The following is a 22,005-nucleotide window of genomic DNA, read 5'->3' on the forward strand; positions in this document are numbered from 1 at the left end:
GCTCAGCCTCCCAGCCGTACCGGCATCCGCTTGACCCCGGGCACCATGGTCGCACGCATCCGGTCGACGGGACCAACCAGCTCGAGGCGGGGAAAGCGGCGCAACAACTCATCGAACAACACGCTGGCCTCGAGGCGTGCGAGTTGCGCGCCGATACAAGAATGTTCACCGCAGCCGAATGCGATATGCGGGTTCGGGTGTCGGGTGATGTGGAACTCCTCGGCGTCGCTACCGAAGATGTCCTCGTCGCGGTTGGCCGACCCGTAGAGCATCACGACGACGTCACCTTCGGCGATCAGCCGGCCGCGAATCTCGACGTCGGTCGTCGCGGTGCGCGCCATGTGTACCACCGGGCTGTTCCAGCGCAACATCTCTTCGACCGCGCCCGGGATCAGCGCGGGCTGCTGGACGAGCAGGCGGCACTGGTCGGGGTGTTCGATGAGCGCCAAGGTGCCCAGCGCGATCAGATTGCGGGTGGTCTCGTTGCCCGCGACCAACAGCAAGAAGGTGAAGTTGAGCAGGTCTTCGTCGCTCAGACGCTGTCCATCGATCTCGGCGCCCGCCAGCACCGACAGCAGGTCGTCGCGCGGCTCGGCGCGCCGCGCGACGATCAGCTTCTCGAAGTACTCGTAGAGCTGACTCGCCGCCACCAGCGGATCAAGATCGATCTCCGGGTCGGCGGTGCCGGTAGCCGCATCCGACCACGCGCGGAACTGCTCCCAGTCGTCCGGCGGCGCTCCGATCAGCTCGGCGATCATCCGGGTGGGCAGCGGGGCGGCGATTTCCTCGGCGAACTCATGCACGGATCCGGCTTCGATGCCGTCGAGGATTCCCCGCACGATGTCGCGAATCTTCGGCTCGAGCAGCCCGACACGGCGACGGGTGAACCCGGAGTTGATCAGCTTGCGCAGCTGTCGGTGCCGCGGCGGATCGGTGAAGATCAGGCTGCCTTCCTGCACCGGGTTGGGCATCGCCGGATCCGGGATGGTGATGCCCTTGGTCGAGGTGAACATCGCCGGGCTGCTCGAGACGAAACGGATGTCCTCATATTTGAGCAGCGCCCAGAATTTTGTGACGTCGTTCCAGCAGACCGGATTCGTCGCGCGCAGTTGCCGGTAGGACGGATAGGGGTCGCCGGCGTAGAAGTCCGGCGAGTGCAGCGGGACTTCGGTCTGCACGAAACCTCCCTCGCGGCGAGGACGATCGTACACCTAAACCCGATCTGTCCGATGCACTTGTCTACTCCGGATGCCGACATGATGTCAATGCCCTTGGCAGCTTGTCGAACTAAGAAGGGGCTGGAAAGGGGATTGACGACAGTGGTCCGACAGGTGTACACCGAACGTTGAGCTGCCGGACCGTCTGTTAGGAACCCCATGGCCGCCTCGAAGTTCATCACCGACACCTATGGCGCTTACATCGACGGCCAGTGGGTCGATCCCGACGGCGGGCGCTACGACGACATTTGTCCGTCCACCGAGACGGTGATCGCCTCCGCGCCCGATTCGAGCACCGCCCAGGTCGACAGTGCGATCGCGGCCGCGCGGGCCGCATTCGATTCCGGGCCGTGGCCCACGGCTTCGCCGGAGGAGCGTGTCCGCTGCCTGAACCAATTCGGCGACGCCCTGCTGGAGTACGGCGATGAGCTCTTCGCGCTGGCCCAAGTCGAATGGGGTTGCACCGCAAACGAACGCTTGATCCATATCGACGGCTCGGGCTTCATGGTCAAGCACGCCGCCGATCTGGCCGGCCAGCCGGTCGAGGAGCAGATCGACGCATTCGGCACGGCCGGGACGACTGTGCTGCGCTACGAGCCGCTCGGTGTCGTCTCGATTCTGACGCCGTGGAACTTTCCGCACACTCTCAACGCCCGGAAGGTCAGTTCCGCACTGGCCGCCGGCAACACCGTCGTGCTCAAGCCGTCGCCGCTGACACCGTTGGCCGGCTTGGCGTTGGCCCGCATCATCGACGAGCACACCGACATCCCGCCCGGCGTGGTCAATGTCGTCACACCCAGCAGCATCGATGCCAGCCGTTTGTTGACCACCGATCCGCGCATCGACATGGTGAGTTTCACCGGCAGCTCAGCGGTCGGTCGCGAGGTGATGGCCGCGGCCGGCCGGGACATGAAGCGCATCCTGCTGGAGTGCGGCGGGAAGTCGGCCAGCATCCTTCTCGACGACGTCGAACTCACCGACGACATGCTGGATCGAATCATGTTCGACTCGTGCTCGTTTCATGCCGGGCAGGCGTGCATTCTGCACAGTAGGCTGCTGGTTCCGCCGCGGATCCACGATGAGGTCGTCGACCGGCTGGTGGGGCTCGCGCGCGCGATCAACGTCGGCGATCCGACCGATCCGGATGTGGAGATGGGCCCGCTGATCAGTGATGCGCAACGGCAACGGGTTTCGGCGCACGTCACCGCGGCACTCGACGATGGAGCGAAACTAGCCACCGGCGGCGGACGCCCGCACGGACTGGACACCGGCTTCTACTTCGAACCAACCATCCTCACCGACGTCACGCCCGATGCCCGCGTCGCGCAGGAAGAGGTGTTCGGACCGGTGCTGTCGGTGCTGCGCTACCGCGATGACGACGACGCGGTGAACATCGCCAACAACTCCCAATACGGGCTCTCCGGCGCGGTGTGGGGCACCGACACCGACCGCGCGGTCGCTGTGGCGCGCCGAATTCGCACCGGTCAGATCGCCATCAACGGCTACGGCACTGGTGACGCGCCCTTTGGTGGCTTCAAGCAAAGCGGCATTGGCCGCGAAGGCGGCGGCATTTCCGGGCTGCGCCAGTACATGGAACCGAAGGCCATGGGGCTGCCCACCTGATGGAGGCCCTCGCGGGGCTTCGGGTGGTCGAGATCGCCAACGAGGTCTCCGGGCCGTACTGCGGCAAGCTTCTGGTCGATGTCGGCGCCGACGTCACCAAGATCGAACCCCCTGCCGGGGACCCGTTGCGCCGATGGGGGCCGTTTCCCGACGGCGTGCCCGACCCGGACCGCTGTGGGCTGTTCGAGTATCTCAACACTGGAAAGCACATCGTCACCATGGATTTGGCGCGCGACGCGACGCTCGCGCATCAATTGATCACCCAGGCCGACGTTCTGGTCGAAGCACTGTCGCCGGGAACGCTGGACTCCTGGGGACTGGGTGCCGACGTGCTGAGCCGACTCAACCCGAAACTGGTGGTCGTGCGCATTTCGAATTTCGGCCAGCACGGGCCGTCGCGCGATCGCGCAGCTACGACACTGACCATGCAGGCGGCGTCGGGGTGGGTCAGTGGCCGAGACCCGGATCGCCCTCCGGTACAGGCCGGCGCCCGGATCTCCGAATACGTTGCCGGAGGTTATGCGGCACTCGGTGCGCTCACTGCCCTGCGAATCAGTGTGTCCGACAACGTGATCGAGGTCGACGTCTCGGTGCTCGAGTCGCTGCTGTCCACCCTGCCGTACCCGATGCTGATGGCCGAACGGATGCGTGCCCTCGGCTGGTCCGGTAAGACCCGGTCCTCGCCGCTGCTGGGCATTGTGCCGGCGGCCGACGGCTGGGTCGGAGTCAACTGCCTGACCGGGCAGCACTGGCTGGACGTATGCGCGATGCTCGGCTTGCCGGAGTTCGGCGACCAGCAGATCGCGGTCATGCTGGACAGCTCCCAGCGCGCCGAATTTCTCGCCGCAGCTCGGCCCTGGCTCGCCGAACGGACCGTTGCCGAGATCGTGGAACTCAGTCAGGCGCTGCGTATCCCGGCGTCCCCAGTCGCAGATGCCGCCGCTGTGCTGCAGTGTCCGCAGTACGTCAAGCGGGAATTCTTTGTCGACGGCGGCGGAGCGGATTGGTCATTTCGTTGTCCCGGCCCGGCATTTCGGTCCGCAAAAGTCTCACCGACGCCGAGGCGCCCGGTTGCCCGGACGGCCGATCCGGCATCACCATTCTCTGGGACGAAAGTCCTTGACCTGACTACGTTTTGGTCCGGGGCATATCTGACCTGTTATCTGGGCGCGTTCGGCGCCGACGTCGTCAAGGTCGAGTCGATCCAGCGTCCGGACGGCCATCGATATTCCGGCGTGTACCCGCACGAGGGCCCCGACTGGTACGAGCGCAGCACTATATGGCAGGCCACCAACCTCAACAAGCGCGATATCACCCTGGATCTGACCTCACAGCGCGGCCGTGAACTGGTCGGCAAGCTAGCCCGCGAAGCCGACGTCGTCATCGAGAACTTCTCACCGCGGGTGATGGGGCAGTTCGGGCTGGATTACCAGTCGCTGGTATCGCTGCGCCCCGACGTGATCTTCGTTCGCATGCCCGGCTTCGGGCTGGACGGGCCGTGGCGCGACTACGTCGGCTGGGCACTGAACTTCGAACAGACATCGGGAATGGCGGCCGTCACCGGCTACCCCGACGGTCCGCCGTGCAACCTGCAGGGTCCCGCCGATCCGATCGTCGGTGTGCACGCCGGGATCGCGTTGCTGGCCGCGCTGGAACATCGGCGTCGCACCGGCGAAGGTCAGCTGATCGAGATTGCCCAAATCCAAGTATGCGCGGCCATCACCGCCGAGCCCGTGATCGAGTACTCGATGACCGGCACCGTCTCGCCGCGGACGGGAAACCGGCAGCGCGGCTATTGTCAGGGTGTCTATCCGACGGCGGTCGAAGGGGCCTGGGTGGCGCTGTCGGTACGCGACCATGCCGATTGGTCGCAGTTGGTCGCCGCGATGGGTCGCCAGGAAGCCGAAAAGACGGCGGACCCGTTCGCCTTGTCGCCCGATGCATTCGACGACCTCGTTGCGGCCTGGACACGGACGCTGGCGCCGAGCGAGATCGTTTCAGCCCTTCAGGCGCGCAACGTCCCGGCCGAGGAGGTTCTCACCGCGGACCGGATGTACGACGTCGCGCAGCTCGATGCCCGCGGCTATTACGAGGACTTCGAGCATCCGGTCACCGGCCGGCACCGCTATCCGGGCTGGCCTTTCCGGATCACGCCCGGACCGGCCCGGCACCACCGCATCACGCCGCCCACCCTGGGCCAGCACAACACCGAGGTTCTGCACGGTCTCGGCGTCACCGACGAAGAGCTCGACGCGCTGCGTCGCGACCGCGTCATCGGCGAGCGGCCGTTGCACGCTTAGTCGGGACTTTCTGCTCTGCCGCGACGCAATCAATCTGCGAATAGTGGACTTCGGATGGGTCGCGTCACCAGGAGCTGATATGCCTCGAGCGGTTCCCGACAATCGGGTTGTCGAAAACGCCGTGCTGCTCGCATGCCGCGCTCCCTCGATTCACAACAGTCAACCATGGCAGTGGCGATGGATACCCGAGAGTCGAACGATGCAACTGTTCTTGGATACGGGTCGCAGGGTACGCCGCGCTGATCCGTCTGGCCGCGAGGCCATCATCAGTTGTGGAGCCGTACTCGATCATTTCCGTGTCGCGATGGCGTCGGCCGGTTGGCAGTCGAGCATCAAGCGATTCCCGGATTCGCAGAACCCGGAGCATCTGGCTTCGATCGAGCTCAGCCCGCGTAATCGCGTGACCGACGCTGACCGCGAGTATGCGGATGCGATATTGGAAAGACGAACCGACCGGCTGCCGTTCGGATACCCGACATTTTGGGAGTCGTTTGAGCCCGTGCTGCGCAGCGTCGTCGACGACGGCGATGTGATGCTCGACGTACTTTCTGACGACGCACGCCCCCAACTGGCCAGGGCGTCGCAGCTCACCGAAACGCTACGCGGCGAAGATCGATACTACCAACTCGAACTCCAGTGGTGGACATCGCCTTTCGCACTGTATGAAGGTGTAACGCCAGAGGCCCTGGCATCCGCGTCGGAACGACACCGCGTCGATGTTGCACGCGACTTCCCGGCGCGTAGTCACGCCGACCGACGTCATGAAGTCGCGGTGGATTGGTCGAAAATCCTGGTGTTGTCCACCGCCAAGGACACCCGACTTGACGCCCTGCGTTGCGGCGAGGCCCTGTCCGCCGTGCTACTGGAGTGCACGAAGGCCGGCTTGGCCACCTGCACGCTGACTCACCTGATCGAGTTGCCCGACAGCCGCTCGCTGGTACGCGAACTGATAGCCGATGAGGGGGAACCACAGGCGCTGATCCGTGTGGGGCTGGCACCGCCCATGGCGGAACTGCCCCCGGCTACACCACGGCGCCCGCTCGAGGATGTACTGCAGATCGGTTAGCGCCCTTGCGCTTTCGCTGGTCTCGGTCATGAGGTCGACGACGATGCAACAGCGGCCACAATGCCGAAAGCACGAGATACACCTGCAACCGCGTTACTTGCCGCCGTTCGTCAAGGCTCGGACGCTCACGCCTTCGTGTGCCGCGCAACATCAGCTATTCCCGGTGTCAGGCTGGCAGTACAAGGCGGCGCCGGCCGTTATTCCCGCCCCGGCAGCGATGAACAGAACACGAGCGCCCGGACGGAGAAGAGTACCGTCGTCGTGCAGTGCCGCGGCGAGCGAGGCGGTGTGGATTCTCGGGTCTGCAGCGACTTTGATTCGTTCGACGGGTATACCGAGCTCGTCAGCGAGTGCGGCGCGGTAACCGCGACTGGCGGGCGCGGCTACCACGGCGTCGATATCGGGGAATCCGAGAGACGACTCGGCGATACAGCGACCAGCGGCCTCTGCGCCAGCGGCGGCGAATTCGCGGTCTTTCGCCTCGGATTCGCTGAATCGGAGCACATTGCCGGTGCGGCCGGGTCCCACGGTGGCGCGGAAGCTCACACCGCCGTCGGGCGCGTTTACCCAACGGACTGAGCCGAGGCCACCGTCGTCACGCCATCGGCAGAGCAGCGCCGCGCCGACCGGCGAGAAGGGAAAGCGTCGGCTCAGCCCACGGCCTGGATCGGCATCGCTGGTCACAACGAGCGCGCACCGGACGGCGTGCGAGTGCAGGAATCCGTCGACGATCTGCATGGCGGTCAGCAGGCCGCAGGTGCCGTTGGCGATGTCGAAGGAGAACGTGCCGTGTCCGTCGGGGTGGGGGTCTTCCGCGTTGGCGCCGATATCGTGTTGGATCAGCGCAGCCAGGGCCGGTTCGCCCAGATTCCGGTCGCGATAGATGCCGGAATTGACGAGGAGATCGATGTCGCTGCCCTGTCGATCGGCTTGCCGCAGACACCTTTTGGCCGCGCCGACTGCCAAACGCAACGCGCTGTGGTGGGCACGCCATCCACCACGGGTGACGACGATCTGTTCAATGACTGTGCCCATAGCGCTTCACCAGATCCTCGTCCAAGGTGAGCAACACGATGCCGATCTCCAGCCCTGATGCCAGAGCGATCAGCGCAACCGTTTCGCCAGGCTTGATGCGGCCGGCCTCCAGTTCTTCGATGAGGGCCACCGTATGGGTGGTCGATGCAGTGTTTCCGTACCGATCCACGGTGATCACGGCGTCGTGTCGTGGGCTGTCACCGAATGACTCGGACATCGCGGCCATGCCCTTGCGGATGGCACGCGCGGAGGTTTGATGCGTTATCACGTGGTCGATGTCGTGGATCGAAATATCGGCTGCGTCAAGGACTTCGTGAAACAGCAGGGGAGTATTGGACATCGCCGCGCGGTGAATGCCACGCGAATCGGTGAACATCCGAGCGCCCGGCTCCCGGCCCTTCGGGTAGGCGAGGCAGAGTCGCGAATAGTCGGCAACGGTGGTGAATCCCGCGAGGGTGACCCTGCCCGATGCAGCGCCGGCGCGTTCGAGCAGCAGCGCCGCGCCCGCATCACCCAGTGTCAATGACGCGAGTTCTTTGCTCATGATGGTGCGGACATGCCGGGCCGCGTTCGTTGACAGCGGGGAGATGTACTCCCCGCTGACCACCAGCCCGCGGTCGACAATGCCCTGTCGAATCCAGTTATTCAGCACGGTGACACCGGTCAGCATCCCCGCGCATGCGTTGGACAGGTCGAAGGTCATCGCGTTGTGCGCACCGATCGCGTGGGCGACAGCGCTGCTCATCGACGGCTCGAGCCACTGAGTGAGGCCGCCGCGGAACTTCGTGATGCTGCAATTGATTACCACATCGATCGACGAGCCGTCCTGTCGCGCCTTGTCGAGGCAGTCCAGCGCGGCCAAGGTTGCCAGACTGTAGGAATCCTGGTCTCCTGTCGACACGCGGCGCTCGCGGATGCCAGTCAGCCGTTGCAAGTCGATGCGCGTGCGATGGCGTGTGGTGGACATCAGCTCGTCGGTGGTGAGATGCGTCGGAGGCAGATAACGTCCTGCCCCTGCCACCCGTGCAGCAAAGGGCACCCGCGCCTGATCGGCCGGGGCGTCCATCACCAGCCAGTGCGTGCTCATCGAATGCAGATCCCGCTTGTCAACCGTGGACTTCCTCGTTGTATTGACTTTAAAGTTCAAGCCATCCAGCGTTAGAGTCGTTGGTCCTTGAGAAAAGCGGCCTTTGGCTCCAAGGGGGTCTGATGACCCATCACCGGGTTCCGCATATTCCGCCGGCTCTGGCAACGCCAAGCTTGAATCGCGGGGTGGGCTTCACCCACGAGGAACGGCGGCGCCTGGGACTGACCGGGCGGCTGCCGTCGGCGGTGCTCACGCTTGACCAACAGGCCGACCGCGTATGGCACCAATTACAAGGTCTTGCCACCGATCTGGCCCGCAACCTGCTTCTCGAGCAGCTTCACTACCGCCATGAGCTGCTGTACTTCAAGGTGCTGGTCGACCATCTACCCGAGCTGATACCTGTGGTGTACACCCCGACGGTCGGAGAGGCGATCCAGCGCTTCTCCGATGAATATCGCGGGCAGCGTGGACTCTATCTGTGTATCGACCGACCCGACGAGATCGCGGACTCCTTTGCGACATTCGAGCTCGGCCCCGATGACGTCGATTTGATCGTATGCACCGATGCCGAATCGATCCTGGGCATCGGTGACTGGGGTGTGGGCGGGATTCAAATCGCGGTGGGCAAGCTGGCACTGTATACGGCAGGGGCAGGTATCGATCCCTGTCGCTGTATCGCGGTGTCACTCGACGTGGGCACCGATAATGAACAGCTACTGCAGGATCCGTTCTACCTGGGTAATCGCCACACACGCCGGCGCGGCCCCGAGTACGACGATTTCATCAATAGCTATATCGAGACCGTTCATCGGCTGTTCCCCGGCGCGATGCTGCATTTCGAAGACTTCGGGCCGGCGAACGCACGCGCGATCCTGACCAGGTACGGGCCCGATTACTGCGTGTTCAACGATGACATGCAGGGAACGGGTGCGGTGGTCCTGGCGGCCCTCTACGGCGGGTTGAAGGTGACCGGTATCCCGATGCGCGAGCAGAAAGTACTGATCTTCGGCGCGGGGACCGCCGGTATCGGGGTTGCCGATCAGATCCGTGACGCCATGGTCGCCGATGGTTGCGCCGTCGAGGAGGCCACGGCGCGGATCTGGGCGGTCGACAAGCAGGGTGTGCTGTTCGACGACATGGATCTGCGTGATTTCCAAGTGCCGTACGCGAAGGATCGCGGTGGGCTTCAGGTGAGTACCGGGACCCGGGTCGGGTTGCTCGATGCCATCAAGATGGTGGCCCCCACCAGCCTGATCGGCTGTTCTACGGTGTTCGGGGCGTTCACCCGTGAGGTCGTCGCGGCGATGACCGCGACCTGCGAAAGACCGCTGATTTTTCCGCTTTCCAACCCGACTTCCCGGATGGAAGCCGCGCCGGCGGACATCGTGGCATGGTCGAACGGCAAGGCGCTGGTGGCCAGCGGCAGTCCGGTGCCCCCAATCGAGTACGGGGGAATCACATACACCATCGGTCAGGCCAACAACATGCTGGTGTTCCCCGGCATCGGACTGGGCGTGGTAATCTCCGGCGCCAGACGACTGACCCAGAACATGTTGCAGGCAGCGGCGAAAGCGGTTGCCGGACAGGTCGATCCAGCTATTCCGGGTGCTTCGTTGCTTCCCGGAGTTGAGAACTTGCGGGCCGTCTCGGCCGTTGTCGCTGAAGCCGTCTATCACGCCGCCGCCGAAGACGGGGTGGCCAGCAGAATGCATGGTGACGTCGTACAAGCCATTCTCGACGCGATGTGGCTGCCGGCATACGACTGAGCCGCTGCGCGCACGCCGGTGGTGACTTTGGGCCACACCTGCTGTGACTTGTTGCCCTGGCCACTGAAAATTCTCACGGCGCATCGTTGAAAGACGCTCCGGGCAAGCCCGCTGGGAGACGGCACTGGGACGGAGGCCATTAATGGACGCAGGCGACGCTCCAATCACCGTTCTTTCGGAAAGCGAAAGCTGGAACCTGCTGGCAAGTGTGGCATTGGGGCGACTGGTGACGGTGGTCGATGGGCATCCGGAAATCTTCCCGGTGAACTTCGTGGTGCAGAACAAGACGGTGCTCTTTCGCACCGCCGAGGGCACGAAGCTGGTTAGTACCGCGATCAACAACAACGTGCTGTTCGAGGCCGACGACCACAGCCTCAGCGAGGGTTGGAGCGTGATCGTACGAGGTGTGGCGCGGATGTTGCGCACCGACGACGAGCTCGCCGAAGCGCAGCGAGCGCAGCTGATTCCGTGGACGGCGACACGCAAGCGACACTATGTGCGGGTGTTGCCGAGGGCGGTGACCGGGCGTCGGTTCCGATTCGGTCCCGAGCCGGAGGCCGAATCCGGCCTTGCGTCATGAGGTGCGGCCGGCCCACGGTTGACTCGTATGGCTGTTCGGACTGCAATTGAGCTCGTGCAGCGGATTTCTTTGGAGGCATTGGCCCGCCAACAGCTCGAACTGGCGGCTTCTCATGGCGGTCGCGCCGCCGACACCGTGGTAGGCGGCCACGAACGGGTACTGCGACAAACCGTGGTCGGTTTGCTGGCGGGGTCTGTTCTAAGCGAACACAACAACCCCGGCGAGGCCACCGTGTACGTACTTAGAGGTCGTGTCCGGATGGACTCGGGAGACGCGTCCTGGGAGGGCCGCGCAGGCGATTTGCTGAAGGTTCCCGATGCCCGGCACAGCCTGGAAGCGCTGGAAGATTCGGCGGTGCTGTTGACCGTCGCGAAACTACCCTGACCGGGACCAACGGCGCTGAATTCAGGACCAACGGCCCTGGGCGGCACAGCGTCCGGGCTCCTAATGTCGATCTCAGCAAGGAAGTTCGCCGGCTTGAGCGAAGGAGCTTACGATGGTCGATCTTCAGTCAGCTCCCTCGGTTATCGCAGGCATCGACGGATCAAGGGCGGCGGTCGACGCCGCCATTTGGGCGATCGACGAAGCCGTCAGCCGGGATATTCCACTTCGCCTGCTCTACGTGATCGATCCGAAGGATCTTTGCAGCGACGAATCCGATCGCATCCAATTCGCCTCTGCTCGTGCGGCGTTGTACGCCGCGCGCCAGGCCGTAGAGGCCACCGGGGAGCCCGTCAAGATCGAAACCGAGATCTTGGTGGGCAAGCCGGTTGCCAAGCTGGCCGCCCAGTCACGGTCGGCGGTGATGGTCTGTATTGGCTCGATCGGGGCCAAGCGCGCCTGTCGCGGCGGTGGCTCAGTCGCGTCGGTTCTGCCCACGGTGGCCCAATCACCCGTGGCGGTGATCCCTCGGCCGAAATGCACGCGCCGTGCTCGCGAGGTGAGCGGCATCGTCGTCGAGGCGGAGAACGGGACAGTGCTGCAACATGCCTTCGAAGAGGCCAGGCTACGGCACGCGCCCCTGCGTGTGGTCTCCGCGTGGCACGCAGAGACACCAGATGACACCGCGGACGGGAACCGCAGGGCGCTGGCACGCCTTAGTCGCCGGATCGAGCGCTGGACGCGGCTTTTCCCCGGCGTGCAGGTCGAGCCGGTGGCCGTGCTCGGTGATGTCTGCCAATATCTGGCCGACAAGATCGATTCGGTTCAGTTGTTCGTCGTCGGCGCGCAGCGCAGTCGCTGCGACTCGGAGGCCCTGAGCCGCCTAGGATGTCCGGTGCTGACCGTAGGTCACAACCACCTGTAACGGTGTCATGTAGCCGCTTGTTGGCAGATCCATCCAACCGGGATGCGGCCGGTGTCGATGAATCGCGCCAGTTCATCGCGCACCTGTGGTGGCAGGTCGGCATCGGCATGCGGGTAGATGACCGGTTCCTCTTTGGAGTTGTGCTGCTCGAGTTGGCCCAGCAACTGGTGGCAGGTGTCAGCGAGTTGTCCGTTTGCCGAACCGTCGGCGAGCATTTCGGTCAGGGTGTCGACCGTGCGCCACAGCTCGCCGTGCTCGCGTGTCATGACGAATATCGGCATCACCATGCCGGCTTCGCGAAGGGGAGGAAACAGGATTGCCTCCTCTAGGTAGATGTGTCGACGCAGTGCGTCCAACGCCGCCGTCAACAATTCCGGCTGCACCGCACCACCGTCGCGGCTATTGAGCGCTTCGATGAAAGACTCGATGCTGCGGTCTATTTCGCGGTGCTCACGTTCCAGGGCTGCCGAAAGGGTGTTGTCGGGCACGGTGCCTCCTTACCTGAAGTCTCAGTGCCTGGGTCACCGGAACGGCTCCGGGCAACCTACATATTTCTACAACCCTAACTTGGATAAATTCAACTGTAACCCACCGACTGGTCACCCAGGGCCAGATGGCCCACTGCGCGAGGACTAATTCCTCCAGACCAACGGCTGCCCGATCGCTAGCGTCAACATCGGCCCTCGATCACGATCGGGCCGAACAGCAGTGCACGACAGTGGACAGGAGGGTGACGAAATGTCGACTCAGATCAAGGATTTCGGTGTCCTCGTCGGTGTCGACGGATCGTCGTACTCCCAGAAGGCTGTTCGGTGGGCTACGCGGGAAGCGACGATGCGCAATGTCCCGCTCACCTTGGTCCACGTGATCGTCACGCCGGCGTTCGGCCCGGCACCGTGGCTGTTGCCCAATGCCCCACTTCCGGTTCCCGCCGACGAGGACCCGGCGCTGGAAGAAGCCGGTCAGGCGATCATCGCCGATGCGATCGAGGTCGTCGAGGACACCAGTCAGAACGGCGGCCCACCCGAAGTCATCAGTGAACTGTTCTTCTCGGTGCCGGTGTCCACGCTCATCAACCTGTCCAAGGATGCGCACCTGGTGGTGGTGGGGTGTCGCGGGCGGCACCCGGCGCGCCGGATCCTGCTCGGCTCGGTCAGCACCGGGTTGGTTCACCATGCGCACTGCCCGGTTGCGGTGATCCACGACGAAGACCCGTCCGCGCTGAAACCCTCCGAGCTGCCGGTCCTCGTCGGCATCGACGGATCACCGGCATCGGAACTGGCCACCGCGATCGCGTTCGACGAAGCATCGCGGCGCGGTGTGGACTTGACTGCCCTGCACGCATTCAGTGATGCAGACGTCGAGGACGTCCCGAGCATGGAATGGACAGCCCGGCAGGCTATCCCGGAGGAGACACTTGCCGAGCGGCTGGCCGGCTGGCGGGAACGCTACCCCGATGTCGCCGTGCATCCGCGGATCGTGTGGGGTAAGCCCGCCCGGCATTTGCTCGATGAGTCTGAGCGCTCTCAGCTGGTTGTCGTCGGCAGCCGCGGCCGCGGCGGATTCGCCGGCATGTTGTTGGGCTCCGTCAGCACCGCGGTGGTGCACGCGGCCCGCATCCCCGTCATCGTGGCTCGTCAGCGCTGAGACCGCTGAGGTCTTGCCCTTGGCAACTTCGGGACTTCCGGCCCTACTGGGGACGCCGCCGCACGCCGAATGATGTAACTGTGCGTATCACTTACCCCGGGAGGTCGTCATGGAGCGGCTATCCACGCTAGACGCGGGATTTCTGCACGCCGAGGACTCTGACCCACGGACGAACATGGCCGTCGGCGGCTTGGCGATCCTCGAAGGGCCGATGCCCGATTACGACGCGCTGACCTCGACACTGGCGCGGCGGATCGGGAGTTGCCCCAGGTTCGCCCAGCGGGTCCGGCTGCGCCCCTTCGACCTGAGTCCACCCGAATGGGTCGACGATCCCGAGTTCGACCTCGCTCACCATCTGCGACGCATCGGGTTGCCGCAGCCTGGAACCGACCGCGAGCTGTTTTCCTCGGTTGCCGACGTGATGTCATGGCGATTGGACCGCAGCCGCCCGCTCTGGGAGATTTGGGTGATCGACGGCCTGACCGACGGCCGGTGGGCGATGCTGATGAAAGTTCACCACGCTATCGCCGACGGAATCGCGATGGCCCACATGCTCGCCGGCCTCTCCGACGCCGGGATCGCCAACAGCTTCGCCGGGCACATTCGCGCGGCCCGAGAGCCAAAGAAGTCATGGCTGCAGCTGCCCACGCCCAGCTTCAATCCGCTCACCTGGATCAGCTCGGTGTGGAGCACGTCGGCCGCCATGGCGGCCGACGTCATCCGCGGGGCCCGCGGTACCGCGGAACTCGCCGTCGGCCTGATGCGCGGGTCGGCGGACTCGTCGCTGAACGGACCGATCAGCAGCCTGCGGCGGTATAGCGCTGCCCGAGTCGCGTTCAGCGACATCAAGGAGGTATGCCAGGCGTTCGACGTCACGGTCAATGACGTTGCGCTGGCGGCACTGACCGAGAGCTACCGCGCTTTGTTGACCCGCCGAGGCGAGCAGCCACTACCCGATTCGCTGCGCACCTTGGTGCCGGTGTCGATTCGCTCTGCCGACGCTGCGGGAGACCCCGACAACCGCGTCTCGGTGATGCTGCCCTACCTACCGATCGAAGAGAAGAGCCCGATTCGTCGGCTGCGGACGGTGCATTCGCGACTGACCAAGACCAAGGCAGCCGGGCAGCGCCAAGCCGGAACCGCATTCATCGCAATGGCCAACGCCATTCCGTTCGCTCTGACGGCACCGCTGGTGCGGCTGTTGACGCGGTTGCCTCAGCGCGGCGTGGCAGCCCTCGCAACGAATGTTCCGGGTCCCTCCGAGCCGCTAAAGATCATGGGACGCACGGTGACAGCAGTGATGCCGGTCCCGCCGATCGCGTTGCGGCTCCGCACGGGTGTCGCGATTCTGAGTTACGCCGATGACCTGTTCTTCGGAATCCTGGCCGACTTCGATGCTATGCCCGACGTCGACGAACTCGCTCGCGGCGTGGAGACGGCGGTGGCCCGTCTGCGCAAAGTCAGCAGGCGCCGCACACGGATCCGGGACCGTCACGGTCTGTCGCTTGTGGCCGGTGCCTAGCTATTTGCGGCTATTACCCGAGCGCCAAGCCTCAAGTCCTTCAAACATAGGGTCTTCGGTCTCTAGGCCACTTCCCTTTCGCGGCGGCATCGTGAAGCAAGACGACGTGTCGCGAACAGGAGTCAGACGTGACTGAGATTTTCCCGGATGACGAGACCATCCGTGCGGGTCTGACGCTTGCGACCCGGGCGCCTTCGGTACACAACACCCAGCCTTGGTGGTGGCGTGTCGACGAGGACAGGCTCCACCTGCACGCCGACCGCAGTCTGCAACTGCGCAATACCGATCCAGACAGCCGGGATCTGATGATCAGCTGCGGCGTAACGCTGCATCACGCTGTGGTTGCATTCGCCGCATTGGGCTGGCAGGCCAAGGTGCACCGGTTTCCCAGCCGGGTCGACCGGAACCACCTCGCATCAATCGCGTTCACGCGCTATCCGGCGGCCGAAGTCGATATCGAGCTGGCGGCAGCGATTCCGCAGCGGCGCACCGATCGCCGCCACTACGGTTCGCGGCCCGTTTCGATCAATGACATCGTGCTGATGGGTGCGCGCGCCGCACGCGTGGGTGTGATGCTGCGCAAAGTCGAAAAGCTCACTCATTTGAGTCTGTTGGTGTCGCAGGCCGCCAAGGAGCATGCCGCCAGTTATGAATATCTCGACGAATTGAGCACCTGGACCGGGCGATACGGCTCACAAGCCGGCGTGCCGGCGCACAACACGCCAAGGCTCGATTCGGCAGCGTCGATTCCGCGACGAGCGTTCGCCGGCCCGGCGCTAGGCGAATCATCCGGAGCCCCAGCGGCCTTCGACAATGCGATCGTGCTGGCGCTGGGCACCAGCGCCGACGACGACGTAGCTCGGCTTCGCGCCGGTGAGGCCACCAGCTTGGTGTTGCTCACGGCCACCGTGTTAGGTCTGGCCAGCTGCCCGATCACCGAACCACTGGAAATCGCAGAGATCCGCGAACGGGTCCGCGCAGACGTATTCGGCAACAGCGGGTACCCGCAGATGCTGCTCAGAATCGGGTGGGTGCCGGCTTACGCCGAGCCGTTACCGTCCACCCCGCGCCGTCCACTCTCGGACATGGTCGTGCGGTGCGACGGCAGCCGCTTCACATAGTGTCATGACAGTGGTGCCGACCAGTGCACGGCCGTGCCGCCACCGGGTGCCGCGGTGACACTGAATTCGCCGCGGGCCTTCTCGGCTCGATGACGCAGATTGGCCAAGCCGCTCTCGGTGACCGGACCGGTGATCCCGCGGCCATTGTCCACGACATCGATACACAGGTCGTCTTCCACCCTGACCTCAACGGATACTTCAGTTGCGTTGGCATGTCTGACCGCGTTGCTAACTGCTTCGCGTACAACAGCTTCGGCATCGTCAGCCAATGCGGCGTCCACAACCGACAGCGGCCCGATGAACTGAACCGTGGTGCGCACGCCCGAATCAGCAAATTGAGCGATCGCTGTGTCGAGACGCTGCCGCAAGTGAATGGCGTCTGAGGGCGCGCCGTGCAGGTCGAAGATGGCGACGCGAATTTCCTGGATGATCGCCTGAAGGTCGTCGACGGCAGCTGAAACCCGTTGTCGTACCTCGGGATAGCGCGCGAGCGGTATGGTGCCCTGCAATGACAGTCCGACGGCGAAAATCCGTTGGATGACATGGTCATGCAGGTCTCGCGCGATACGGTCCCGATCGGTCAGCACGTCGAGTTCGCGCATTCGCCTTTGAGTGGTGGCCAGTTGCCATGCCAACGCGGCCTGGTCGGCGAACGCGGCCATCGTGTCGAGTTGCTCATCGGTGAACGCGGGCGAACCGCGGTCGCGAAGCACGACCACCACGCCGGCGACGATGTCGGCGGCGCGCAGCGGCAACAACAGCGTGGGCCCGGCCTCGACCAGGCCGTCGAGCTCGACTTGTTCGATCCGTTGCGGGAGTCGCTTGGTGAAGGCGTTGCCAATCGGTGTGTCGGCCACTGCAATGGTCTGACCAGCGGCGGATGCGACCGTGTCACCGACCGTTTCGGCCACCAGCAGTTCGGTGACGTCCTCGTTGGGCAGGTCATCGCCAACGGGGATGGCGACCAAAGCCGCCGCCGCATCGGTCAGCATGAGCGCGCGTTGCGCGACGCGGCGGAACACGGTTGCCGGTTCGGCGCCCGACAACAATTCGGTGGCGATGTCGCGAGTGGATTCGATCCACGACTGGCGCGCTTTCGCTTGCTGATACAACCGCGCGTTGGCAATCGCGGTGCCGGCCGCGGCCGCGAGCGCCCGCACCAACACCTCGTCGTCCTCGCTGAACAGCAGGCCGTTGGCCTTCTCCGACAGGTAGAGGTTCCCGTAGACCTCGTCGCGGATCCGGATCGGCACACCCAGGAAGGTCCGCATCGGCGGGTGATGGGGCGGAAAGCCCACCGACGCGGGGTGGTCGGCGATGTTTTCCAGCCGCAGGGGCCGGGGGTCGTCGATGAGCAGGCCTACGACGCCGCGACCCTGCGGGAACTGGCCGATGCGTTCGACTGTGGCGTCGTCGATGCCCTCGAAGACGAACTTCAGCACATGTTTGTTCTCGTCATGTACTTCGAGTGCACCGTACTTAGCGTCGACGAGCTCGGCGGCCATATGCACGATCGATCGCAGGGTGGCATCCAGGTCAAGCCCGGAGGTGACCACCAGCATCGCCTCGACCAGACCGTCGAGGCGATCGCGCCTTTCAACGATCTGCTCGATCCGGTCTTGCACCTCGGCCAGGAGTTCGCGCAGGCGCAGTTGGGACAGGGTGTGGCGCAGCGCGGTGGTGTCATCCATCGGCCGGGCGGGGGCGGTCGAGCTTCGAGGCGAACACCGCCGCCTGGGTCCGCCGTTGCATACCCAGTTTGGCCAGCAACCTGGAAACGTAGTTCTTGACGGTCTTTTCGGCCAGGAACATCCGGTCGGCGATCTGTTTGTTCGTCAACCCCTCGGCCAGCAGGTCGAGCAGAATCCGTTCCTGTTGGGTGAGTCCCGACAGCGGGTCGGGCTTCTCGGCTTCGCCGCGAAGTTTAGCCATCAGCGCCGCGGCGGCACGATTGTCGAGAAGCGAATGTCCGGCCCCGACGTCCTTGATCGCCTGAGCCAACTCCATGCCCTTGATGTCCTTGACGACATATCCGCTGGCGCCGGCCAGGATAGCGTCCAGCATGGCCTCGTCGGAGCTGTACGAGGTCAACATCAGACAGCGCAGATCGGCCATCGTGGACAGCAGCTCGCGGCACAATTCGATTCCGTTGCCGTCGGGCAACCGCACATCGAGCACAGCGACGTCGGGGTGCGCCGCCGGGATCCGTGCGAGAGCCTCGCGGACCGAACCGGCTTCGCCGACCACCTCGAGGTCGGGGTCGGAGCCGAGCAAATCGATCAGCCCGCGCCGCACCACTTCGTGGTCGTCGACGAGGAAGACGGTGACCTTCGTAGTGTCGCTGTCGGCGAGATTCATAACCACCACTGTCTGTCGCAAATCATCAGGGTGCAACCTGCGGCTTCCAGCGCGGCACGACCCGATGGGCTCAAGAGGATGTCTGCGGGGCCGGGCCGCAACGGATCTACCACGACCATCTGGATGGGCGTGCCGGTCCTGACCAGATGCTCCAGAAAGTTGAGCAGGCTGCTGTGGTCGGACACCATCCCGATGTCGAGATCCGGATGATTGCGTCGCCAATGGGTGAAACGGTGCTCGAGTTCGGTGTTGACCCGCTGGCGGCGATCGGCCAATCCGCCGACGCGACCCTTTCCGGTGTGGGAAGGCGGGCGCATCGGGAATACCCGCAACGGCACGTCACGCAGTAGGGCTTCTGCGACGCCTCGCTCGAGCACGCTGTTGCTCGCCGGTGATCCGTCCACGACCGCGAGGATCATTCCGGATCCGTGGGCGGTCCTGGGCACGATTGCCACCGGGCAATGTGCAGAAGCCGCCAGCGCCGACGCGGTAGATCCCATGTTGCCCTGGATGGCATGGCGGGCACCGACGGAGCCGACGCAAACCATGGCCGCCGACCGTGACGCTTCCAGCAACGCGGTGGTCGCACGTGCATGCACGATTTCGGATTCCATCTTGACCGGCTTGCCCGTCGCCTCGATCGTGCTGAAAACGCTGTGGACCAGCCTCTCGGCGGCGGCGACCTCGGCAGCATCGTCGTCGGGATCGTTACTGGTGAATTCGATCGCATAGAGCAGCTGCAGTGGCACGTCGTTGCCGATCGCCTCGTCGACGGCCCACAGCGCGGCTTGGGTCCCGGAACGTGAACCGTCCACGCCGACGACCACGCAGGGGGAGCTTGGATCACGCATGACAGACCCCCTCAGCTCTCCACGTAGAGGACATCTTCGAGAAGGCGCCGCGGCGTGGGCGGTGGCGTCTCGTCGGAGGCCGGGGCCTCGCCCAGGCGGATCAGGATTTGGGGCACGGCGTCGTGTTCCAGGAGTGTCTGGACGATCTCGCGAGTGACGTGCAGCTCGGTGAGGTGCGTCAAGGGGCAGGTGGCCAGGCCGGCCATCGTGGCCTCCAGCAAGACGGTGGAAAGCACTTCGCCTGTTGCCAGCGCGTCGGCACGGGTGTCGGTGTCGGTGGACAGGACCACGATCATCGAGTGGTCGTCTGGAATTTCGGTGCGACGTTCGCTGTGATCGGGTGCGGGGAACACGCGATTGACACCGACCCGGTCACCCTCGGCCGCCGAAACCAACGAGCTGTAGGGAATGCCCTCCGACGCTTCGAAAGGTGCTGTCCACTGGCTTAGGTCGGCGTGGTAGGTGGAGTTGTAGAGCCGCAGCGACTCGGCGAGCTGCGAGGCCTCCGCCAGTCGTGGGCGCGCGTCATCACCCAAGACGTCCAAGTGCACGTCGTAGCGGCCGATTGAGCCAATAGCGTTGCGCAACACCGGCTCGAACGATTCCCAGTTCGCCGGCGGTTCGAACGGTAGCCGGTCACTGTGGCGTACCCAGATCGCGTTGGCGCGACGGTGGTGGCCGTCGGTCACGAAGGCCATCGGGGCGAAGGTGATTGACGCCAGATGATTGGCATCGTTGGGGTTGGGGAAGCGCTCGATGATGGCTCGCCAGCCGGCGGCCGCCATCGCCACTTGAAGGTGATCCAGTGCCGCGCCGCAGCTGATCACCGCTTCACGAGCTGATCGGTCGGACGGCATCACCCGACTCGGGTCGAGAAACAACCGCAACTCGTCCCGATTGATCACCCACTGCCACGGTTGGCTGTTGTGCAGCGAAGGCGCTCGACACGCCGAGCGCACCGCATCCTTGATGATTTCGGTGTCCACCGTGGTGGCAGGCATCCTGTCCTCCGATCTTTACCTGCCAACAAGGCTTCTACGACCCCCGGCCGGACGGCAGGGCCATTGGTCCTCAACGTCGGGCCATTGGACCCGAAATGGGTGGTCAGCGCCGCTCGGTCAGCGAGCTCGCGATGTCTTCCAACACTTCTGGGTGTTTGAGGAACGGGGTGATGATGTCGACCGGCAGCGGGAACACCACCGTCGAATTCTGGTCGGCGCCAAGCTCCAGCAGCGTTTGAAGGTAACGCAACTGCAGTGACGCGGGGTTCTTGGACAGCGTCTCGGCGGCCGCGCGCAACTCTTCCGACGCCTGCAGTTCGCCGCGTGCGTTGATGACTTTGGCGCGTCGCTCACGCTCGGCCTCGGCCTCTCGGGCCATCGCCCGCTGCATGGACTCAGGGATCTCGACGTCCTTGATTTCGACGACCCGCACTTCGACGCCCCACGGCTGGGTTTGCTTTTCGATGATCGCGCGCAGGTCGTTGTTCAGATCTTCGCGGTGGGCCAGCAGGGTATCCAGGTCGGCGCGGCCGAGCAGCGACCGCAGGGTGGTCTGGGCGATCTGGGAGGTCGCCACCGCGTAGTTTTCCACTTCCAGGATCGCCTTCATCGGGTCTATGACCTGAAACATGACGACGGCGTTGACCCGGGCGGGCACGTTGTCGCGGGTGATTACCTCCTGGGGCGGGATCGTCAGAGTCACGAGCCGCTGGTCCACTCGAATCATCTTGTCCACCAGCGGAATCAAGAATCGCAGTCCCGGTCGGTAAAGCGGGCGAACATGTCCCAGCCGAAACACCACGCCGCGTTCGTATTCCCGTAGCACCACCAGCGAAACGAAGGCCAGAGCAGCGATTACTGCGACTGCAACCACTACGAGCACAATCAACGCAGCGCTCATCGCACGTCCCTTTTCCGAGTCCAGCCGCCTCCCCACTGGGTGGAATATCTGTCTGTCGCGGCAGCCGCCTGCTCCTGAAGGCCGGTGCGGTGCGGCACATACTCCGGGAAGTTCGACGGGGTATTCCACAAGTGGTGTGCCAAGGGCAGACTGGCCGCGAGTACCAGCACAGCGGTGCCGCCCAGTATCAGCACATCAAGGGCGCTGTGCTGCTCGACGAGCATCGCCAGTGGCATGACGATTCCCAGCCCGGCAACAAAGCAGGCGATGCCACGATGAAAGCGACCGGCGTCCGAGTAGGGCCAGGGGTCGATCTCCCGAACGACCTCCCGGCCGTGATCCGACGTCGTACACGTCGACTTCACCGGGCAACTGTTGCACACCACCGGCAGCGCGCGGTAGCGCATAACCCGGTGCCCGGGATCGAACGAGGTCGGCCACAGCCACTGATCCTGTGGGCATATCCAGGCATCGTGGTCGGACCGGTAGACGAATCCACCTGTCCGCCAGCGGCCGGCCATCTGCGAGACCCGCCGGGCCATCGCATCGAAACCCCAGGCGACCGCGGCCAACACCACCGCGTATCCGGCGACCAACCACACCGAGGTGGCGGGTGTTGCCATG

Annotated in this window: 20 protein-coding genes; 10 read left to right on the forward strand and 10 right to left on the reverse strand. The window is 64.4% G+C overall.

Annotation, left to right across the window (positions count from 1 at the left end):
• Positions 1-2: 2 nt before the first annotated feature.
• Positions 3-1,178: a cytochrome P450 gene (locus MSP7336_RS11790; RefSeq protein WP_069395556.1), complete on the reverse strand. Its 1,176-nt coding sequence runs from the start codon at positions 1,176-1,178 to the stop codon at positions 3-5.
• A 198-nt stretch (positions 1,179-1,376) separates the two neighbouring features.
• On the opposite strand from MSP7336_RS11790, the gene MSP7336_RS11795 reads away from it, so the two are divergent.
• The 3 genes from MSP7336_RS11795 to MSP7336_RS11805 all read left to right on the forward strand — a co-directional run bounded on the left by MSP7336_RS11795 (position 1,377) and on the right by MSP7336_RS11805 (position 6,206).
• The gene (locus MSP7336_RS11795) at positions 1,377-2,840 is read left to right on the forward strand and encodes an aldehyde dehydrogenase family protein (protein WP_069395555.1); all 1,464 of its coding nucleotides are present in this window, start codon (positions 1,377-1,379) and stop codon (positions 2,838-2,840) included.
• The gene (locus MSP7336_RS11800) at positions 2,837-5,140 is read left to right on the forward strand and encodes a CaiB/BaiF CoA transferase family protein (protein ID WP_113963763.1); all 2,304 of its coding nucleotides are present in this window, start codon (positions 2,837-2,839) and stop codon (positions 5,138-5,140) included. Before MSP7336_RS11795 ends, MSP7336_RS11800 begins: the two co-directional genes overlap by 4 nt.
• Before the next feature lie 79 nt (positions 5,141-5,219).
• On the forward strand, positions 5,220-6,206 hold the full coding sequence (locus MSP7336_RS11805) for an Acg family FMN-binding oxidoreductase (RefSeq protein WP_113963764.1): 987 nt from the start codon (positions 5,220-5,222) through the stop codon (positions 6,204-6,206).
• 150 nt (positions 6,207-6,356) lie between these two features.
• Here the strand turns inward: MSP7336_RS11805 and MSP7336_RS11810 are convergent, their stop codons facing one another.
• Together MSP7336_RS11810 and MSP7336_RS11815 are read right to left on the reverse strand one after the other, a co-directional pair.
• Positions 6,357-7,241 carry a 3-oxoacyl-[acyl-carrier-protein] synthase III C-terminal domain-containing protein gene (locus MSP7336_RS11810; protein WP_113963765.1) on the reverse strand — a complete coding sequence of 295 codons (885 nt, stop codon included), beginning with the start codon at positions 7,239-7,241 and terminating at the stop codon, positions 6,357-6,359.
• Entirely contained in the window at positions 7,225-8,328 is a 1,104-nt protein-coding gene (locus tag MSP7336_RS11815; RefSeq protein ID WP_113963766.1) for a 3-oxoacyl-ACP synthase III family protein, read from the reverse strand. The genes MSP7336_RS11810 and MSP7336_RS11815 overlap by 17 nt, the downstream gene beginning before the upstream one ends.
• A 122-nt stretch (positions 8,329-8,450) precedes the next feature.
• Between MSP7336_RS11815 and MSP7336_RS11820 the strand changes: the two genes are divergently transcribed.
• The 4 genes from MSP7336_RS11820 to MSP7336_RS11835 all read left to right on the forward strand — a co-directional run bounded on the left by MSP7336_RS11820 (position 8,451) and on the right by MSP7336_RS11835 (position 11,980).
• A complete protein-coding gene (locus MSP7336_RS11820; RefSeq protein ID WP_113963767.1) occupies positions 8,451-10,094 on the forward strand; it encodes an NAD-dependent malic enzyme in 1,644 nt (547 codons plus the stop codon).
• 142 nt (positions 10,095-10,236) lie between these two features.
• The gene (locus tag MSP7336_RS11825; protein ID WP_069395549.1) at positions 10,237-10,674 is read left to right on the forward strand and encodes a pyridoxamine 5'-phosphate oxidase family protein; all 438 of its coding nucleotides are present in this window, start codon (positions 10,237-10,239) and stop codon (positions 10,672-10,674) included.
• 54 nt (positions 10,675-10,728) lie between these two features.
• On the forward strand, positions 10,729-11,058 hold the full coding sequence (locus MSP7336_RS11830) for a cupin domain-containing protein (protein WP_069395591.1): 330 nt from the start codon (positions 10,729-10,731) through the stop codon (positions 11,056-11,058).
• A gap of 112 nt (positions 11,059-11,170) precedes the next feature.
• Entirely contained in the window at positions 11,171-11,980 is an 810-nt protein-coding gene (locus MSP7336_RS11835; RefSeq protein WP_069395548.1) for a universal stress protein, read from the forward strand.
• A gap of 5 nt (positions 11,981-11,985) precedes the next feature.
• Here the strand turns inward: MSP7336_RS11835 and MSP7336_RS11840 are convergent, their stop codons facing one another.
• On the reverse strand, positions 11,986-12,468 hold the full coding sequence (locus MSP7336_RS11840; RefSeq protein ID WP_113963768.1) for a hemerythrin domain-containing protein: 483 nt from the start codon (positions 12,466-12,468) through the stop codon (positions 11,986-11,988).
• Positions 12,469-12,718: 250 nt separating this feature from the next.
• Between MSP7336_RS11840 and MSP7336_RS11845 the strand changes: the two genes are divergently transcribed.
• The 3 genes from MSP7336_RS11845 to MSP7336_RS11855 all read left to right on the forward strand — a co-directional run bounded on the left by MSP7336_RS11845 (position 12,719) and on the right by MSP7336_RS11855 (position 16,270).
• Positions 12,719-13,627: a universal stress protein gene (locus tag MSP7336_RS11845; protein WP_069395590.1), complete on the forward strand. Its 909-nt coding sequence runs from the start codon at positions 12,719-12,721 to the stop codon at positions 13,625-13,627.
• 109 nt (positions 13,628-13,736) lie between these two features.
• Complete coding sequence (locus tag MSP7336_RS11850; RefSeq protein WP_069395546.1) at positions 13,737-15,149, forward strand: WS/DGAT/MGAT family O-acyltransferase; 1,413 nt, start codon at positions 13,737-13,739, stop codon at positions 15,147-15,149.
• A gap of 128 nt (positions 15,150-15,277) precedes the next feature.
• Complete coding sequence (locus MSP7336_RS11855; RefSeq protein WP_069395545.1) at positions 15,278-16,270, forward strand: Acg family FMN-binding oxidoreductase; 993 nt, start codon at positions 15,278-15,280, stop codon at positions 16,268-16,270.
• A 2-nt stretch (positions 16,271-16,272) separates the two neighbouring features.
• Here the strand turns inward: MSP7336_RS11855 and MSP7336_RS11860 are convergent, their stop codons facing one another.
• The 6 genes from MSP7336_RS11860 to MSP7336_RS11885 form a co-directional block, all read right to left on the reverse strand.
• Entirely contained in the window at positions 16,273-17,961 is a 1,689-nt protein-coding gene (locus tag MSP7336_RS11860) for a GAF domain-containing sensor histidine kinase (RefSeq protein WP_069395544.1), read from the reverse strand.
• Positions 17,954-18,628 (reverse strand): hypoxia response regulator transcription factor DosR/DevR, encoded by a 675-nt coding sequence (gene dosR, locus MSP7336_RS11865; RefSeq protein WP_113963769.1) that lies wholly within the window; start codon positions 18,626-18,628, stop codon positions 17,954-17,956. Before dosR ends, MSP7336_RS11860 begins: the two co-directional genes overlap by 8 nt.
• On the reverse strand, positions 18,625-19,479 hold the full coding sequence (locus MSP7336_RS11870) for a universal stress protein (RefSeq protein WP_069395542.1): 855 nt from the start codon (positions 19,477-19,479) through the stop codon (positions 18,625-18,627). The genes dosR and MSP7336_RS11870 overlap by 4 nt, the downstream gene beginning before the upstream one ends.
• Before the next feature lie 11 nt (positions 19,480-19,490).
• Entirely contained in the window at positions 19,491-20,480 is a 990-nt protein-coding gene (locus MSP7336_RS11875) for an Acg family FMN-binding oxidoreductase (protein ID WP_069395541.1), read from the reverse strand.
• A 103-nt stretch (positions 20,481-20,583) separates the two neighbouring features.
• Positions 20,584-21,381, reverse strand: a complete 798-nt coding sequence (locus tag MSP7336_RS11880; RefSeq protein ID WP_069395540.1) for a slipin family protein — start codon at positions 21,379-21,381, stop codon at positions 20,584-20,586.
• Positions 21,378-22,004, reverse strand: coding sequence for a hypothetical protein (locus MSP7336_RS11885; RefSeq protein WP_069395539.1), 627 nt, complete (start codon positions 22,002-22,004; stop codon positions 21,378-21,380). The genes MSP7336_RS11880 and MSP7336_RS11885 overlap by 4 nt, the downstream gene beginning before the upstream one ends.
• Position 22,005 lies beyond the last annotated feature (1 nt).

Source organism: Mycobacterium shimoidei, assembly GCF_900417275.1.
Taxonomy (GTDB): domain Bacteria; phylum Actinomycetota; class Actinomycetes; order Mycobacteriales; family Mycobacteriaceae; genus Mycobacterium; species Mycobacterium shimoidei.

Bases quoted from the DNA above. Each gene is read 5' to 3' on its own strand.
- MSP7336_RS11835 (WP_069395548.1), top strand. From the start codon at position 11,171: ATGGTCGATCTTCAGTCAGCTCCCTCGGTTATCGCAGGCATCGACGGA.
- MSP7336_RS11820 (WP_113963767.1), top strand. From the start codon at position 8,451: ATGACCCATCACCGGGTTCCGCATATTCCGCCGGCTCTGGCAACGCCA.
- MSP7336_RS11845 (WP_069395590.1), top strand. From the start codon at position 12,719: ATGTCGACTCAGATCAAGGATTTCGGTGTCCTCGTCGGTGTCGACGGA.
- MSP7336_RS11875 (WP_069395541.1), bottom strand. From the start codon at position 20,480: ATGCCTGCCACCACGGTGGACACCGAAATCATCAAGGATGCGGTGCGC.
- dosR (WP_113963769.1), bottom strand. From the start codon at position 18,628: ATGAATCTCGCCGACAGCGACACTACGAAGGTCACCGTCTTCCTCGTC.
- MSP7336_RS11885 (WP_069395539.1), bottom strand. From the start codon at position 22,004: ATGGCAACACCCGCCACCTCGGTGTGGTTGGTCGCCGGATACGCGGTG.
- MSP7336_RS11870 (WP_069395542.1), bottom strand. From the start codon at position 19,479: ATGCGTGATCCAAGCTCCCCCTGCGTGGTCGTCGGCGTGGACGGTTCA.
- MSP7336_RS11825 (WP_069395549.1), top strand. From the start codon at position 10,237: ATGGACGCAGGCGACGCTCCAATCACCGTTCTTTCGGAAAGCGAAAGC.
- MSP7336_RS11795 (WP_069395555.1), top strand. From the start codon at position 1,377: ATGGCCGCCTCGAAGTTCATCACCGACACCTATGGCGCTTACATCGAC.
- MSP7336_RS11815 (WP_113963766.1), bottom strand. From the start codon at position 8,328: ATGAGCACGCACTGGCTGGTGATGGACGCCCCGGCCGATCAGGCGCGG.
- MSP7336_RS11810 (WP_113963765.1), bottom strand. From the start codon at position 7,241: ATGGGCACAGTCATTGAACAGATCGTCGTCACCCGTGGTGGATGGCGT.
- MSP7336_RS11805 (WP_113963764.1), top strand. From the start codon at position 5,220: ATGCCTCGAGCGGTTCCCGACAATCGGGTTGTCGAAAACGCCGTGCTG.
- MSP7336_RS11860 (WP_069395544.1), bottom strand. From the start codon at position 17,961: ATGGATGACACCACCGCGCTGCGCCACACCCTGTCCCAACTGCGCCTG.
- MSP7336_RS11850 (WP_069395546.1), top strand. From the start codon at position 13,737: ATGGAGCGGCTATCCACGCTAGACGCGGGATTTCTGCACGCCGAGGAC.
- MSP7336_RS11880 (WP_069395540.1), bottom strand. From the start codon at position 21,381: ATGAGCGCTGCGTTGATTGTGCTCGTAGTGGTTGCAGTCGCAGTAATC.